13 protein-coding genes are annotated in these 15,958 nt (G+C 74.5%); 7 read left to right on the forward strand and 6 right to left on the reverse strand.

Annotation, left to right across the window (positions count from 1 at the left end):
- Window positions 1-83: 83 nt before the first annotated feature.
- On the forward strand, window positions 84-1,058 hold the full coding sequence (locus ACZ58X_RS09090; protein ID WP_470332995.1) for a serine/threonine dehydratase: 975 nt from the start codon (window positions 84-86) through the stop codon (window positions 1,056-1,058).
- 27 nt (window positions 1,059-1,085) lie between these two features.
- Here the strand turns inward: ACZ58X_RS09090 and ACZ58X_RS09095 are convergent, their stop codons facing one another.
- Together ACZ58X_RS09095 and ACZ58X_RS09100 are read right to left on the reverse strand one after the other, a co-directional pair.
- On the reverse strand, window positions 1,086-1,739 hold the full coding sequence (locus ACZ58X_RS09095) for a LuxR C-terminal-related transcriptional regulator (RefSeq protein WP_470332996.1): 654 nt from the start codon (window positions 1,737-1,739) through the stop codon (window positions 1,086-1,088).
- A complete protein-coding gene (locus ACZ58X_RS09100; RefSeq protein WP_470332997.1) occupies window positions 1,727-3,133 on the reverse strand; it encodes a sensor histidine kinase in 1,407 nt (468 codons plus the stop codon). The genes ACZ58X_RS09095 and ACZ58X_RS09100 overlap by 13 nt, the downstream gene beginning before the upstream one ends.
- A gap of 111 nt (window positions 3,134-3,244) precedes the next feature.
- Here ACZ58X_RS09100 and ACZ58X_RS09105 point away from each other — a divergent pair, with 111 nt between their 5' ends.
- Window positions 3,245-4,141 carry a CPBP family intramembrane glutamic endopeptidase gene (locus ACZ58X_RS09105; RefSeq protein ID WP_470332998.1) on the forward strand — a complete coding sequence of 299 codons (897 nt, stop codon included), beginning with the start codon at window positions 3,245-3,247 and terminating at the stop codon, window positions 4,139-4,141.
- Window positions 4,063-4,803 carry an alpha/beta fold hydrolase gene (locus ACZ58X_RS09110; RefSeq protein WP_470333101.1) on the forward strand — a complete coding sequence of 247 codons (741 nt, stop codon included), beginning with the start codon at window positions 4,063-4,065 and terminating at the stop codon, window positions 4,801-4,803. The genes ACZ58X_RS09105 and ACZ58X_RS09110 overlap by 79 nt, the downstream gene beginning before the upstream one ends.
- Here the strand turns inward: ACZ58X_RS09110 and ACZ58X_RS09115 are convergent.
- Complete coding sequence (locus tag ACZ58X_RS09115) at window positions 4,793-5,863, reverse strand: helix-turn-helix domain-containing protein (RefSeq protein ID WP_470332999.1); 1,071 nt, start codon at window positions 5,861-5,863, stop codon at window positions 4,793-4,795. The genes ACZ58X_RS09110 and ACZ58X_RS09115 overlap by 11 nt on opposite strands.
- Before the next feature lie 52 nt (window positions 5,864-5,915).
- Here ACZ58X_RS09115 and ACZ58X_RS09120 point away from each other — a divergent pair, with 52 nt between their 5' ends.
- Together ACZ58X_RS09120 and ACZ58X_RS09125 are read left to right on the forward strand one after the other, a co-directional pair.
- Entirely contained in the window at window positions 5,916-6,311 is a 396-nt protein-coding gene (locus ACZ58X_RS09120; RefSeq protein ID WP_470333000.1) for a cupin domain-containing protein, read from the forward strand.
- 221 nt (window positions 6,312-6,532) lie between these two features.
- Window positions 6,533-6,967 (forward strand): SSI family serine proteinase inhibitor, encoded by a 435-nt coding sequence (locus tag ACZ58X_RS09125; protein ID WP_470333001.1) that lies wholly within the window; start codon window positions 6,533-6,535, stop codon window positions 6,965-6,967.
- Window positions 6,968-7,044: 77 nt separating this feature from the next.
- On the opposite strand, the gene ACZ58X_RS09130 is transcribed toward ACZ58X_RS09125, so the two are convergent.
- From ACZ58X_RS09130 to ACZ58X_RS09140, 3 genes are all read right to left on the reverse strand, one after another.
- Complete coding sequence (locus ACZ58X_RS09130) at window positions 7,045-8,286, reverse strand: cytochrome P450 (RefSeq protein WP_470333002.1); 1,242 nt, start codon at window positions 8,284-8,286, stop codon at window positions 7,045-7,047.
- A gap of 96 nt (window positions 8,287-8,382) precedes the next feature.
- Complete coding sequence (locus tag ACZ58X_RS09135; protein WP_470333003.1) at window positions 8,383-9,345, reverse strand: ankyrin repeat domain-containing protein; 963 nt, start codon at window positions 9,343-9,345, stop codon at window positions 8,383-8,385.
- Between the two features lie 310 nt (window positions 9,346-9,655).
- A complete protein-coding gene (locus tag ACZ58X_RS09140) occupies window positions 9,656-12,859 on the reverse strand; it encodes a M28 family peptidase (protein WP_470333004.1) in 3,204 nt (1,067 codons plus the stop codon).
- 330 nt (window positions 12,860-13,189) lie between these two features.
- Here ACZ58X_RS09140 and ACZ58X_RS09145 point away from each other — a divergent pair, with 330 nt between their 5' ends.
- Together ACZ58X_RS09145 and ACZ58X_RS09150 are read left to right on the forward strand one after the other, a co-directional pair.
- Window positions 13,190-14,635 carry a helix-turn-helix domain-containing protein gene (locus tag ACZ58X_RS09145; RefSeq protein WP_470333005.1) on the forward strand — a complete coding sequence of 482 codons (1,446 nt, stop codon included), beginning with the start codon at window positions 13,190-13,192 and terminating at the stop codon, window positions 14,633-14,635.
- A 325-nt stretch (window positions 14,636-14,960) separates the two neighbouring features.
- Window positions 14,961-15,833 carry a sterol desaturase family protein gene (locus ACZ58X_RS09150; RefSeq protein ID WP_470333102.1) on the forward strand — a complete coding sequence of 291 codons (873 nt, stop codon included), beginning with the start codon at window positions 14,961-14,963 and terminating at the stop codon, window positions 15,831-15,833.
- The last annotated feature ends 125 nt before the right edge of the window (window positions 15,834-15,958 follow it).

The following is a 15,958-nucleotide window of genomic DNA, read 5'->3' on the forward strand; positions in this document are numbered from 1 at the left end:
GACTGTCCCGTTGTCGTACGGTGGCCGGACCGGACCGGAGCGGCGTGTGGGCGTTCGCCCGGCGGTCGAGAGGGAGCAGCGAGATGCGGGAACTCACGTACGGCGACGTCAAGGCCGCCACTGAGCGGATCGGCGGGCGGGTGCGCCCCGTCGCCGTGGCGGCGGTGGAGCCGTCCGCCGAGCAGCCCGGCGAGGTGTGGCTGGCGCTGGAGTACATGCAGCACACCGGGTCGTTCAAGGCCCGTGGTGCGCAGAACTTCCTCCGGGCCCACGGCGAGGCCGGCACCCTGCCGGACGCGGGGGTGACCATCGCCTCCGGCGGGAACGCCGGGCTGGCGTGTGCCTGGGCGGCGCGGCAACTGGGAGTGCGGGCGACGGTGTTCGTGCCGGCCACGGCGCCGGCGGTGAAGGTGTCCAAGTTGCGCGGCTACGGCGCCGATGTGCGGCTGGTGGGCACGGAGTACGCGGAGGCCCAGGCGGCCTGTGCGGAGTTCGCGGCGGTCGGCGGCGCGCTGGCGGCGCACGCGTACGACCACCCGCTGATCGCGGCCGGGGCGGGCACGCTGCTGGAGGAGATCCGGGACCGGATCCCGGGCCTGGACACCGTGGTGGTCGCGGTGGGTGGCGGCGGGCTGTTCGCGGGGGTCGCCACGGCGGCCCGGGAGCACGGCGTCCGGACGGTCGCGGTGGAGCCGGAGAACAGCCGGGCGCTGAACGCCGCGCTGGCGGCGGGCCACCCGGTCGACGTGCCGGTGGACTCGGTCGCCGCCGACTCGCTCGGGGCCCGGCGGGTCTCGGCCACGGCCCTGGGCGTCGCCCAACTGGGCGGTGTGCGGAGCGTGTTGGTGCCGGACGACGGGATCGTCCGCGCACGCCGGGCGCTGTGGGAGGACCGCCGGGTGGCCGTCGAGCACGGCGCCGCCACCGCCCTGGCGGCCCTGGGCGGTGACGGCGGCGACCACGACGGCGGCTACCGGCCCGAGCCCGGTGAGAAGGTCTGCGTGGTGCTGTGCGGGGCCAACACGGACCCGTCCGACCTGGTCCCGCCCGCGTCGTGACGTCGTGACGCGGCTCCGGCCGGGCGGCTAGCGGGCGCGGCGCTGGGGGGCTCCCAGGTGGGTGAGGACGGCGAGGACGCGCCGGTCGCCGCTGTCCTCGGGCGGCAGGTCGAGTTTCAGGAAGATGTTCCCGACGTGCTTGTGCACGGCCCGCTCGGTGACCACGAGGCGACCGGCGATCTCGGAGTTCCCGTACCCCTGGGCCATCAGCGCGAGGACCTCGCGTTCGCGCTCGGTGAGCCGGGACAGCGGGTCGGTGCGCGTCGCGAGCAGCTGCCGGACCACGTCCGGGTCCAGCGCCGTGCCGCCGGCCGCGACCCGGTGGAGCGCGTCGAGGAAGTCGTCGACCCGGGCGACCCGGTCCTTGAGCAGGTAGCCGACGCCGGTGCCGTCGGCGAGCAGCTCCCGGGCGTAGGTGTCCTCGACGTACTGGGAGAGCACGAGGATCGGCAGCCCGGGGACGCGCTCCCGGGCGTGCAGCGCGGCCCTGATGCCCTCGTCGGTGAAGGAGGGCGGGAGCCGGACGTCCACCACGGCCACGTCCGGCCGGTGGCTGACGGCGGCCGTCAGGAAGGACTCGGCGTCCCCGGTGGTCGCGAGCACCTGGTTCCCCAGGGCCTCCAGCAGCGCGGTGAGTCCCTGCGCGAGCAGCGCGTTGTCCTCGGCGATCACGATGCGCACGGGCACTCCACGGTGATCACGGTGGGACCGCCGACCGGGCTCCGGACCAGCAGGACGCCGTCGACGGCCTCGACGCGCTGCCGTATGCCGCGCAGCCCGGTTCCGTGCGGCCCGGTTCCGCGCAGCCCGGTTCCGTGCAGGCCAGTTCCGTGCAGGCCGGTTCCGTGCGGTCCGGTTCCGTGGGATCCGGTGTCGCCGCCGCTCTCGGCCGCGCCGCCCCGGCCGTCGTCGGTGATCTCCGCCCGCAGGGTGGTGCCCGTCCTGGCCAGGGTGACGGTCACGGCGCCGGCACCGGCGTGCTTGGCCGCGTTGGTGAGCGCCTCGGTGACGGCGAAGTACACGGCGACCTCGATCTGGGCAGGTACGTCGCCGAGTTCACCGACCTCCACGGTGGCGGGCACCGGGCAGCGGGCGACGACCGCCGAGACCGCGCCGGCCAGGCCCCGGTCGGCGAGGACCGGCGGGTAGACGGAACGCAGGACGTCGCGCAGCTCGGCCATCGCCTCCTCGGCGCCCTCCCGGGCCCGGGTCAGCAGCGGGCCCACCGCGGCGGGGTCGGAGCCGAGCGTCCGTTCGGCGAGGCCGAGTTGCATGGCGAGGGTGACCAGCCGGGCCTGGGTGCCGTCGTGCAGGTCCCGCTCGATGCGGCGCAGCTCGTTGCCGTGGGCGACGATCGCTCCGGTACGGGTCCGGTCCAGCGTGGACACGCGCTCGGCGAGGACCGCGGCGGCCGAGGGGGCGAGCAGCCACCGGCTCAGCGTGGCCGCCGTCCTGGCGAGCAGGGGTGGGCCGAACAGGGCGAGCAGCACGCTCAGCAGGAACTGGGGAACCCCGGCGTAGAGCGCGGAGCCCCAGCTGTCGACCGGGACGTTCAGGATCGGCCTGATCGGATCGTCGGCGGGGAACAGCCACCACAGGGCGACGAGCGCGAGCACGGCCGCCGGGAACAGGAACAGGGCCGTGCCGAGCAGCCCGAGCACGGTGCCGACGGCCGCCATGACGGCCGCCCAGCGCAGGTCACGGCCGGTCGCCGGGTCGGAGAGGACCGCCGTCAGGCGCCTTCGCGGGCGCGGTCCGGCCGGTGCCGTGGAGGAGGTCGTCGAGGAGCGCGCGGTGGGACGCGCCGTGGAGCTCGCGGCCGGGCTCGCCGTCCACCGTCCCAGCCGGGTGCGTTCGCCGTCGGCCAGCCACCGCAGCAGCCGGAGTTCGGGCGGCAGGAGGAGCAGGCCCACGCCGACCGGGCAGAGCGCCGCCGAGTACAGGAGGACGGGCACCAGCCCGAGCAGGGCCAGTCCGCGGACGAACACGCCGGCGCAGTACCCGGCGGCACGGGCCGAGCGCGCCGAGCGCGCCGCGCCCGCCCGCGACGCCCGCGTCATCGAAGTGTCGTTCACGGCCGCCAGTCTCCCCTCCTCGGGCTCCCGGCGCAGTGGAGCGTGCTACACCATCGGTCGACGCGCCTGCACGATCGTCCCGGCCCCCGTGCGGTTCGTAGCGTCACGGCCATGAAACGAACGAACACTCCGGACGGCGCACGCTCCGAGCTGTGGCTCTTCCTGACGATCAGTTTCGTCGGCGCCTGGGTCACCATGATCCCGCTCTGGCTGGACGGACTCCGCCGGACGAGCGCCGCGCAGGGGACGCCGCGGCTGGCGGCGGTCTGCATGGTCCTGATGATGCTGGTGCCGGCCCTGACCGCCTTCGGCCTCACCGTGCGCGGCCGGGGCCCGCGCCAGGCGGTGCGGCTGCTCGGGCTCACCCGCGCCACCCCCTGGCGGCACGAACTCGGCGCCGTCGCCGTCGCGTTGGCGATCCCGCTCGGCCTCACCGCGGCCGGGCTGACCGTGGCCACGCTCAGCGGCTGGTACACCCCCGCGCACCTGCCCGGGCCCGGTACGGTCGTGCCGCTGGTGCTGAGCGCGCTGGTGTCCGTACCGCTGTACTTCGGCGAGGAACTCGGCTGGCAGGGTTACCTGCTGCCCCGGCTGCTGCGGTACGGCCGGACCCGGGGCCTGCTGATCGGCGGCGCGATCTGGGGCGCCTGGCACGTCCCGATGACGGCGCTCGGCGGGAGCTACCCCGGGCATTCGGTGCTGCTGGGCATACCCGTCGCCGTGGTGACGGCCATGCTGCTCGGTACGGTCATCGCCTCCGTCCGGCTGTCCACCGGGTCGGTGTGGGCGGCCGTCGCGGCGCACCTGTCGCTCAACGAGTTCACGCTGCCGCTGACCCGCGAGGTCTCGGGCCGCATCGTCGACCCGCTGCTCGCCGGCCCGTTGAGCATCTCGACCTGGCCGGTGACCGCCCTCGTGGTGCTGGTCGGCTGGCTGGCCCACCGGCGGAGTGCCGGCCCGGGCTGGCCGGGCACGCGGGTGAATGGGACGCGCTGGCGGCGGAGTTGAGCACCGGGTACCGGGTCGTCGCGGTCGACCAGCGCGGACACGGCGCGAGCGAGCGCCGCCCGCCGGAGGTCTCGCGTGCCGCCTACGTCGCCGATGTGGTGGCCGTCGTGGCGCAGTTGGGGCTGCGGCGCCCGGTCCTGGCCGGGCAGTCACTGGGCGGGCACACGGCCATGCTGACCGCCGCCGCGCACCCCGGACCGGTCGGCGGCCTGGTGCTCGTGGAGGCCGGTCCGGGCGGGCCGAACCCGGACGTGGCCGGGGAGGTCGGCGGCTGGCTCGACTCCTGGCCGACGCCGTTCCCCGCCCGCGAGGCGGCCGTCGAGTTCCTCGGCGGCGGGCCGGTCGGCGCGGGCTGGGCGGCCGGACTGGAGGAGCGCGACGGCGGATGGTGGCCGCGCTTCGACCGGGAGGTGATGGTGGACTCGCTGGCGGAGCTCACCCGGCGGTCCTACCTGGCGGAGTGGGCGCGGATCGTCTGCCCCACCCTGGTCGTGCTGGGCCAGTCCGGCTTCGTCCCGGCGGCGGAGGCCGAGGAGATGCTCCGGCGGGGCCCCGCCACCATGGCCGTCAGCATCCCCGGCACCGGGCACGACCTGCACCTGGAGCGGCCGGAGGCGCTGCACGGCGTGCTCTCGGCCTTCCTCGCGGGGATCACCGGCTGAGCGGGTCGGTGGCCGCCGCCCCGACGGGTGGCGTCCGGGCCGGAGCGGCCTCCGCCCGCGGGGACGCCTCCGGCCCGAACCGGTGCCGGTACGCCGACGGCGAGATGCCCGTCTCCCGGCGCACCAGCACCCTCAGGTTGGCGGCCGTGCCCAGCCCGCTGCGGCGCGCGACCACCTCCATCCGGGACTCGCCCCGCTCGATCAGCCGGCAGGCCAGGGCCACCCGTTCCCCGGTGAGCCAGGCCAGCGGCGTGGTGCCCAGCTGGGCGCGGAACCGGCGGTGCAGAGTGGCCGGGCTGACCGCCGCGCGCGCCGCCAGGTCGGCGACGGTGAGCGGTGCGTCCAGCCGCTCCTGCGCCCAGGCCAGCAGCGGCGCCAGCGACTCGTCCGGTCGCTCGGGCACCGGCCGCTCCACGAACTGCCGCTGCCCGCCGTCCCGGTGGGCTGCGAAGACCAGCCGGCGGCTCACCGCGTTGGCGATCTCGGCGCCGTGGTCGCGGCGCACCACGTGCAGGCCCAGGTCGAGCGCGGCCGCGCTGCCGGCGGCCGTCAGGATGTCGCCGTCGTCCACGAACAGCACGTCCGGTTCGAGCCGGACGGACGGGAAGCGGGCCCGGAAGTCGTCCGCCCACTGCCAGTGCGCGGTGGCCCGCCGCCCGTCCAGGACCCCGGCCTCGGCCATCGTGAAGGCGCCGCTGCAGAACCCGACCAGCCGTGCGCCCCGCGCGTGGGCCCGCCGGACGGCCTCCAGGACGGCGGGGCGGCGCGGCACCTCGACGTCGGGCCGGTTCGGGACGATCAGGGTGTCCGCCGTGTCGGCCGCCTCCAGTCCGGCGACCCCGGTGAGGGTGAAGAAGCCGTCCCGCATCAGGGTGCTGGGCTCGGGGGAGCAGAGCCGGAAGTCGTACAGCTCGCGGCCGACCTCCGGCCTGCGCAGGCCGAACACCTCGGTGGCGCAGCCGAGTTCGAACGGGTTCGAGTTGGCGTCGACGATCACGACCACCCGGTGCGGGCCGGCCGTCGGGGAGTGCGGTGGCGGCTGCGAGGATCCTTGCGACATGTGCCATTTCTAGCACTCACGCCGGGCGGGCGGGACGGCCCAGGATGGGCGCATGAGCAACCGACCCATCGCCCTCGGCCAGGCCCTGGCCGGCTTCGACGCCCTGTGGAGCCCCCGCATCGTCACCCGCGTCAACGACTACGACGTCCGGATCGCCAAGGTCCACGGCGAACACGTCTGGCACGCCCACGACGACACCGACGAGTTCTTCCTCGTCCTCGACGGCGAACTCCGCATCGCCCTGCGCGAACCCGCCGGCGAACGCACCGTGCTGCTCCCGAAGGGCTCCGTCTTCACCGTCCCGTGCGGCACCGAACACAAGCCGCACGCCCCGAACGGCGCCGCGATCCTGATGTTCGAGCCCACCGGCACGCCCACCGTCGGCGACCGCCACGACCCCGTCCCGGCCCACGTCGACGCGACCACCGGCCACGCCCTGGACGCCTGACGGCGCCGGAGTGCCGGGGCGCCGGAGTCCCGCACCACGGGCACTCCGGCGCTGCGCCTCGAGGCCTGAGCCGCGCCCGCCGGGGTGGCCGAAAGTTTGGCGTGAACCTGACACCGTAGTTCGGGCGATCTTCACTCCCCGCACACCTCCGGCTGGTTGTGTGGTGCCCACAGCCTGCCCGGCACGGATGGTCCGGGCAGCACGAAGGAAAGGCACTGCTCATGCGACGCATCGCCATGACGGTCACCGGTCTGCTGGCGGCCGGTGCGGCCGCGGCGGTCCTCACCGCGGGGACCGCCCAGGCGCTCGGTACGGACGTGACCCAGCTCGGCTCGGTCCACCTGACCAGGACCGACACCGCCGGCAACACCACCTCGGCGGACCTGTCCTGTACCGCCGTGCAGTCCGGGGCGGGCTCAACCGTCACGGGCACGGGCACGGTCGCCGCCCCGACCGCCGCCTGCAACGAACTGGCCGGTGTCAACGGCGACTTCGCCAAGCTGCTGGTCCACCCGACCTGGCTGCCCACGGCCCAGGAGGCGCCGGTCACGGCCACCGCCCGGGGCAACTGGGGCGCCACCGCCGTCACCTGGTCGCACACCTACGCCAACGGCAGCGCCCTGACCAAGTACACCGGGGACGTCTTCGGCTTCTGAGCCCCGATGTGACCCCCGCGCCCGGCCGTGGGCGCTCCCGTTCCCGGGGGCGGCCACGGCCCGCTGTGGGGGCCGGACTATCGACGGAAGGCGGCGGGGGTCGGGCCGTTCGGGCGGACGGTGATGCTGTAGGCGGCCCCGCTCGGGCGGGAGTGGAACTCCAGCGGGCCGAGCGGGAGCAGGAGGTCCAGCAGGGCGGTGGTCTCCCGGAGGGCGAACTGGGTGCCCAGGCAGGCGCGGGCGCCGAGGCCGAAGGGGAGGTAGGCGCCGAGCTGGGTGGGGCGGGCGCCGTCGGGGGCGAAGCGGGTGGGGTCGAAGCGCTCCGGGGCCGACCACAGCGCCGGGTCGCGGTGGGTGAGGTAGGGGCAGACCAGCACGTCCGTTCCGGCGGCGATGTGGTGGCCGGCGAGCACGTCGTCCTCGACGGCGTGCCGGGGGAGCAGCCAGGCGGAGGGGTAGAGCCGCAGGGTCTCGCTGACCAGCGCGTGCGGGTCGGCGGGCCGGGCCCCGGGGTTGTCGTCGAGCAGCAGGAACAGCCAGGTGAGTGTGGTGGCGGTGGTCTCGTGGCCCGCGACCAGCAGGGTGACCAGCTCGTCGCGGATCAACCGGTCGGTGTACTCGGGGTGTTGGTCGGCGGCGTCCAGCAGGACCCGCAGTACCCCCGGCTCCGGGAGGTCGGCGGCGGCGCGGGCCGCGTCGATCGCGGCCTGGGCGACCGCGTCGATCCGGGCGAGGTCCTCGGCGACGGTGTCCCGGGCGTCGGCGGCGTTGGTCGGCAGCGTCGGCATCGCGGCCACCACCCGCTCCACCGAGCGCAGTTCGGCGTCCGTACGGTCGTCCAGCGGCAGCCCGGTGAGCGCCCGCCAGACGGTGTCCAGGGCGAAGCCGCGCATCTCCTCGGCCACGTCGAAGGTCTCCCCGCTGCGCCGGTACCCCTCCCAGCGCTCGGCGGTGCGGCGTGCGGCGGCGGCGATCCGCTGCTCGTAGCGGCGCATCCCGGTGCCCGTGAACTGCGACTGCAACAGCCGCCGTTGCCGCTTCCAGGCCTCCCCGGTGGCGGACAGCACGCCGTCGCCGACCAGCATCCGGGCCCGGTGCGAACGCTTCACGTACCGGTCGGGGTGCCGCCCCAGCACGTGCTGCACTGCGGCCGGATCGGTCACCAGCACGGTCGGCGTCGGCCCGAGCCGGAACGCGGCGATCCCGCCGACGCCGCGCTGCGCCCGCGCGAGCAGCTCGACCAGTTCCGCCTCCTCCGCCCGCCACTCCTCGACGGCCTCGGGGGCCAGTTCCGGCACGGGCACGGTGTCCGTGGTCACCAGGGTTCTCCTCGACTCGGCCGACGAAGGCGGGACGGTTTCGCCCCGGCGCCCGACTCTACGTCAGCCGCGTTGCCGCGCGGCCGGACCAGTCGGTCAGCTCTCCCAGTAGTCCAGGTCGGGCAGATGTATCCAGAAGTCGGCGGGCCCGGTGACGGCTCGGGCGTCGGTGGGGTGCAGGCCCGCGAAGGCACAGGCGTAGGCGACGGCCTTGTTGTGGTAGAGGTACCCGGCGAAGACCTCCTCGGGGGTGTGGCCGGGCAGGGGCCCGCCGCCGGGGTGGAGGTCCCAGCCTTCCGTGACACCGTCGCGGTGGATGCGGCCCTGGTTGCCGCTCTTGGGATTGGCGTACATGCCGTAGCCGAGGGTGCCGGCCGTCAGCCGGGCCATGACGCCCGGGGTGGACGGGGTGTAGCCCCACGGCTGGGTGACGATGCAGCCGCCGGGCACGGTCGTGACGCCGACCAGGAGCAGGCTGTCGTCCTGGTCGTGGTCGTACGGGTCGTCGAGGAAGTCCGCCATGAACTCCTCGTCCACCGGCTCGCCGGACAGCCGGCGGACCGCTTCGGCGGCGTCGATGCCGGCGATGCAGGCGAGGCCGGTGCCCTCGTGGTGGAACTCACCGAGGTCGGCGACGAGTTGCCGGGCGTTCCGGGTGGTGGCCTGCTCGGTCGCCGTCAGCCCGGGCTCCCCGGCCGGGACGGGGAACAGGTCGGGGACCGGCCCGGCCAGTGCGAGCCGCCCGGGCGACCAGCCGCCGAGCTGGGGACGCCAGGGGTCGGCCCCGGCGGCGGCCAGGGCGCGGGCGTTGTCCGGCCGGCCCGCCAGGACGGCCTCCCACAGGGCCGTGGTCCCGTCCTGCGACGCGTCCACGTCCGCCACCCGGCCCGCGAGTTCGGTGAGCACCTCGGGGGAACCGTAGGACGCGGCCCGGTGCAGCGGCCGCCGGCCGAAGCCCCAGTCCTCCGGGTCGGCGCCTGCGGCGAGGCGAGCGCGGATCTCCTCGGCGTCCCGCCAGCTGTCCCAGGTCACGCCCGTCCAGCCCGTCCAGCCCGTCATCCTGCCTCCTGCCTTCCGCGTCCGGCTGTCGGCGGCCACTCCGTCCGGTGGCCGCCGAATGCTCCTCCGTACACGGAAGCACACAGGTCTGACAACGCAGCCGGAGGCCAGGCCAGGCCAGGCCAGGCCAGGCCAGGCCAGGCCAGGCCAGACCAGGCCAGACCAGGTCAGACCAGGCCACGCCAGGTCAGGCCACGCCAGGTCCCGCCCCCGCCCCCGCCCCCCGGACGCGGCTGCGCCGCGGTCCGTCCCCCTCGACGGATCGCGGCGCAGCGGTTCAGGGGCTGTCAGTCAGCGCGGCCCGGGCGGGTCACACCTGCTGCCAGAGGGCGGGGACGATCGGCGGCTCCCAGCCGACCTGGGCGGTGTGGCCCTGGATGCAGCGGTAGCTGACGCCGTTGTAGGTGACGACGTCACCGGCCTGGTAGGTGGTGCCGGGGGTCCAGGCGTTGCCGGGGTTGGGGGTTCCGCTGCCGACGACCAGGGTGAAGCTGGTGGTGTGGGTGGCGGAGCCGGTTCCGGTGACGGTGATGCTGTAGGTGCCGGCGGCGGTGTTGGTCGCGGTGGCGACGGTCATGGTGGCGGAGGCGCCGGACTGGACGGAGGAGGGGGTGAAGGAGACGGTGACGCCGGCCGGGGCGCCGGAGGCGGTCAGGTTGACCGTCTGGGCGGAGCCGGAGGTGGTGGCGGTGGCGACGGTGGCCGTGGCGGAGGCGCCGGGCTTGACGGTGGCGGTGGCCGGGTTCACCGAGACGGAGAAGTCGTTGGCCGGGGTGGTGCCGCCGACCGAGGTCTTCCAGATGGTGTAGGCCACGCCGTTGGCGTTGCGCTTGAGCACGGTGGCGTCGACGTTGGAGGTGGTGTCGCAGGACTGGTGGTAGCAGGAGTCGTAGGACTGCCCGGCCGAGCCGCCCCACTTGGCGGCCTGCGCGGAGGTCTTGACGGCGCTGGCGCCGGCCGCGTAGCCGGAGGTCGGGATGCCGGCCTGCTGGAAGGAGTAGTCGTCGGAGCGGCCCACGCCCTCGACGTTCTCCTCGGGCTGGAGGTTGAGCGAGTCCCAGTAGGCCTTCATCGGCGCGGAGGCCGCGGCGGTGAGGTTGTTGATGAAGTAGCCGGCGTTGGGCGAGCCGACCATGTCGAAGTTGTAGTAGGCCTTGATCGCGGAGCGCTGGGTGGAGCCCAGCTGGCCGACGTAGTACTGGGAGCCCTGGAGGCCCTGCTCCTCGCCGGTCCACCAGGCGAAGCGGACGTGCCGGGTGAGGGTGGGGTTCTGCTGGGCGAGCGCGAGGGCGTTCTCCAGCAGGACGGCGGAGCCGGAGCCGTTGTCGTTGATACCGGGGCCGGCCGAGACGCTGTCCAGGTGGGCGCCGAGCATGGTGACCTGGTCGGACGGGCCGCCGGGCCAGTCGGCGATCAGGTTGTTGGACTGGTAGGTGCAGGAGGTGCAGGTCTGCTCGCTGACCTGGAAGCCGGCGGCCTGGAGCTTGCCCTTGATGTAGGCCACGGACTGGCTGTGGCCGGCGCTGCCCGCCCGGCGGTTGCCGCCGTTCTGGTTGGCGATGGTGTTCAGCTGGGCCAGGTCGGCCTGGATCTTGGCCACGTCGATGTCCGGGGCCGGCCCGCCGGGTGTGCCGCCGCCGACGGTCAGGGTGTACTGGGCGGTGTGGGTGGCCGCGCCGGCGGTGCCGGTCACGGTGATCACGTAGGTGCCGGCGGGGGCGCCGGAGGAGGCGGACAGGGTCAGCGTCGCGGAGCCGCCGGCCTGCACGGAGGACGGGCTGACCGTCGCGGTGACCCCGGTCGGGGCGCCGGTGGCGGTCAGGTTGACGGTCTGCGCGGTGCCGGAGGTGACGGCGGTGGAGACCGTCGCGGTGGTCGACGAGCCGGGCTGGACGGAGCCGGCGGCCGGGCCGAGCGCGAGCGAGAAGTCGTTGTTGCCGGACGGCGTGCAGGTCGGGTCACCGCTCTGCGCGGGCACGCTGACGGCGTCCCAGGCGGCCTTGGCACGGTTGAAGAAGGTGCAGCTCGGGTCGAGGTTCTTGGCCGCGGTCAGGGTGGTGGTGCGGTAGCGCTTGTAGGTCATGCCGCTGGTCTTGAGCAGCATGCCGCCGTACCAGACCTGGCCGGCCTGCTTGACGCCGATGCCGGTGACGCTGGAGTTGTTGCAGGTCGGGCTGTTGGGCTTGCCGCCGCCCGGGTTGGAGCCGTTGGACAGCAGGTAGAACCAGTGGTTCAGCGGTCCGGCGGCCGCGTGCACCTCGGTGCTCGGGATCGAGGAGGAGTAGCAGTTCGGGTCGTTGTTGACGAGGGAGGGCTGGTAGAGGTTGCGGATCGGGCCCTGGCCGACCAGGTTGATCACGCGGCCGACCTGGTAGTCGGGGTAGTCGTACGGCGCGGGCTCGTTGTTGTACTCCTTGGTGAGCGCGCCGAAGATGTCGCCGGTGCCCTCGCCGAGGCCGTTCTCGTTGTTGGCGCCGCCGGGGGTGTACTGGTCGATGCCGTGGCCGAACTCGTGGCCGACGACGTCCTGGGCGGCTATCCACTCGCCGGCCTGGTTGTGGCCGATCGAGACGGAGCTGCCGTCCCAGTAGGCGTTGACGTCGTTGAGGCCCATCTTGATCGGCCAGCTGCCGCCGTTGCCGTCGTGGCCGTTGCGGCCGAGCCAGTCGCGGAGCATGTCCCATTCCTTCTGGGCCGCCCACATGGCGTCGCCGCAGCCGGTCTCCCGGCTGGACGGGTTGCCGTTGCCCCAGGAGTCGGAGGACTTGGTGAACACCTGGCCGGTGTCGTTGTCGGAGCAGGACAGGCCGGGCCGGCTCGGGTCGCGCAGGGCGTACGAGCCGCCGGAGTTGGTGGTGCTGATGGTCAGCGGGCCGGGGCCGTTCCACTTGCTGTTGACGGTGCCGGCCTCGACGTCGTCGTAGCTGTCGACGACCTCGCCGGTGGCGGCGTCGACGAAGACGTGCAGGTGGCTGGGCGCGTTCTCGGTGCGGCCCTTGAGCACGGTCTCCCAGGCGAGCCGGCCGGCGCCGTCCTTGACCCGGACGACCAGGCGGCGGGACTCCACCTGGTCGACGACGGGCAGCTCGGTCCGCGCGGTCTTCTCCGCGTCGGCCGCGCTGATCTGCGGGGTGATCGAGCCGCCGACCGGCCCGGTGGCGGCCGACTGGAGACCGCGCACGGTGCCCTTGCCGTCGGCGAGCACCACGGCGTCGCCGCCGACCACCGGGAGACCGCGATAACTGCGCTCGTACGAGACCGAGTAGAGGCCGTTCAGCCAGGGGGTGACGGCCTTGCGCTCGTAGGTCTCGCCCGGCCCCTTGGCCAGTGCGTCGGTGCCGGCCGCGGCGGCCGCGTCGGCGGCGTTCACGGCGGCGGCCAGGGCGCTGGGTGGTGCGGGGGAGGGGGTGGGCGCGGCGGTGGCCGTCCCGGCGGTGGCGCCGATCAGGCCGGCCAGCACGGTCAGGGTGGTCGCCGTGGTGAGCAACCGTCCTGGGGAAACTCTGCGTTGCATCGAGGCTCCTCGCGAGTGGGGGTCCTCGACCGCGGACGGGAAGGGCTGGTGGCGCACCGCGGGCCGCTTCTGGGGGGACGGCCGTGCGGGCCGTCCGCGCTCGGGTGCCCGAACACTCACATGGCGTCATGCCCGGGTCAATGGCTGGTGCAGGCTCTGCATAGGGTTGGCAAATTCCGTCAAGGTGCGGGTGCCGTTTCGCGTCAAGCTGGGCTTTCCCGTCAGTGGTTGAGACCACCTCATGTACGGGACGGGAGCCATCGAGTACCGTCCTCCTCGTCGGACTCGTCCCAGGGCCCCGCGTCGGGGGCGTACAGGGGGAGGACAGCCGTGCAGCGGAACCGTTCGGCCCCGGCCTCGCCACCGGACGTCCAGCAGGCGGGCGCCTGGCGGGAGTTCGGCGCCCGGCTGCGGCACTGGCGGCGCCGGGCCGGACTCACCCAGGCGCAGCTCGGCGCGGGGATCGGCTACGACCACACGGCGGTCAGCAAGATCGAGCACGGCTCCCGCCGGGTCGCCCCCAGGATGGCCGAGCGGATCGACGAACTGCTGGACGCCGGCGGGGACCTGGTGGCGGCCTGCCTGCGCGCCGAGACCGGCGGACTGCCGCTGCTGGCCCCCTTCGCCCCCGGCCTGCTGCGGCCGCCGCTGCCCGGCGGGGTGCCGGACGGACCGGCTTCCGCCCCCGAGCCCGCTCCCGTCGACCCGGCACTGTCGGCCCCGGTCCTGCTGGCCCCGGCCCGGCTGCCGGACTACGGACTGCTCTGCCCGCTGCACGACGCCGAGGGCTGCGCCGTCCCGCCACCGGACGAACTCGCCCTGCTGTGCGAGGAGTTCCGGACCGCCGACCCGGCCACCGCGCCGCCGCTGGACGCCGCCACCGCGCACGCCCTGGCCGGGCTGCTCGCGGCGCAGCTGCGGGCCGGCGAGACCGGCGCCCTGGCCGGGCTGGTCGCCGCCGTCGAGCGCACCCTGCACGTGGTGCTGGCCCGGCTGGCCGTCGCGCCCGCAGCCCAGCGCCGCCCGCTGGCCCGGCTGGCCGCCGAACACGCCCACGCCGCCGGGGCCCTGCGGATGCAGGACGGCCGCAACGCCACCGCCATGGCCTGCTTCGACCGGGCGCTCACCTGGGCCGGGCTGGCCGGGGACCGGGCCACCCAGGTCGGCACGCTCAGCGACCTCAGCATCCTGGCCCGGCTGGACGGCGACCCGGTGGCCGCGCTCGGCTACGCCCGGGAGATCGACCGGGTCGCCCCCGAGCGGCCCTGGGCGGGGGCGATGGGCCGGATCAGCCGGGCCCGGGCCCGGGCCCTGACCGGGGACGTGCGCGGCACCGTCCGCGACATCGCGCTGGCCCGGGCGCACCTGGAGCACATCGACGCCCGGGACGAGGCGGACGTGCCGTGGCTGTCCATCGCCTCGATGCGGCTGCGGGTGGAGTCCGCCGCGGCCGCCGCGCTGCGCGACCTCGCCGCCGCGGTGGACGATCCCCGGCTGGCCCGGCGGGCGCTGGCGGCCACCGAGACGGCGCTCGGCCTGCTCGGCCCGACCCAGCTGCCGTCCAGCCGGCTGCTGTTCACCGTCCGGGCGGCCGACTGCCACGCCTGCGCGCACGATCCGCGGACGGCCGTGGACCTGCTGGCGCCCGCCCTGGCGTCGGTGCCGGCGGCCGCGTTGCCGGCGCTGGTCGGGCACGAGCTGCGCGGCCTGCGGGAGCGCCTCGCGCGGTACGGGCCGCAGGCCGCCGACCGGTTGGCGGAGCTGGCCGGGGCCTGAGCCTCCGCCGGCCCCCGGGTGCAGGCCCCCGCCGGCCCCCGAACGCAGTCCTCCCTCCGATCCCTGCCGGCCCCCGGGCGCCGGCCCCTGACCAGCAGTGGGCGCCGATGGGGGCGTGGGCGGCGGAGTGTGCGGGAATCGCGCGCGACGCACTCCGGCCCGGCTCACCCCGCCCCCGTTTGCGCCCCGTTCACGCCGCCGATTTGTCAACTTCGTGCGCAGACTTTCCGCCGATCGGGTTATTCATGGCGTTAACACGTCGAATGACTGACCCCGCCTGCGTCTCCCGCTAGAGTCTCTGACGTTTCCGTTCGTTAGTCCGCGAATAACTAGGGGGAGCGTGCTGTCCGCCATCGCACGCCGGCTCGCCCATCCGCTGCTGCTCCTGGGGGTGCTGTGCACTGCCGTCGCGACACTGCGCTTCCGCTGGGCGCCCGACCAGGTCTCCCCGCTCGTGCTGATCGCCGTCATCTGCTACCTGGCGATGCTGGAACGGGTGATCCCGTACCGGACCGACTGGCATCCGAGCGGGCATGAACTGCGGTGGTACGGCGTGTACTTCGTGCTGAGCATGGTGGGCGGCGGGCTGGCCCAGGGGGTGGTGGCCACGCTGGTGGTGGCGCTCGGGCCGGCCCGCCCGGCGCTGCCCTTCGCGCTGGAGATCCCGCTCGCCCTGCTGATCGGCTCGCTCGGGGACTACCTGGTGCACCGCTGGTCGCACCGCAACCGCTGGCTCTGGCGGCTGCACGGCGTGCACCACGTACCGGACAAGGTGAACGTCGCCAACAACGGCGTCAACCACTTCCTGGACGTGCTGTTCGCCCAGTCCGTGGTCCAACTCCTGCTGGCGATGATCGGATTCTCGGCGGATTCGGTGTTCGTGGTCGGAATATTCGTGATGGCGCAGGGGTATTTCGTCCACGCCAACATCGACGTCCGGATCGGCTGGCTGGGCCACGTCCTGGCCGGCCCGGAACTCCACCGCCTGCACCACAGCACCGACCTCGCCGAAGCCGGCCACTACGCCTCCGACCTGTCGCTGTGGGACCACGTGTTCGGGAGCTTCACCTGGCGGCCCGGTCGGATCCCGGAAGCCGTCGGCCTCACCGACCCGGCCGCGTTCCCGACCACCGGAGAGCTCGGCGCCACCCTGCTGCACCCCTGGCGCCGGATGAAGACCACCGAGCAGTCCGTCTGACACCCCCGGCCCGAACCGTCGGGCCGGCCCGACGAGTTCCGCCATCGACGCGTTCCCCCATCGACGAGTCCCGCCATCGAAGAGCCCCCACCCCACGCGTCGCCGACCCGTTCCGACCGGTCCCC

It is taken from the genome of Kitasatospora sp. NPDC040550 (assembly GCF_055594965.1).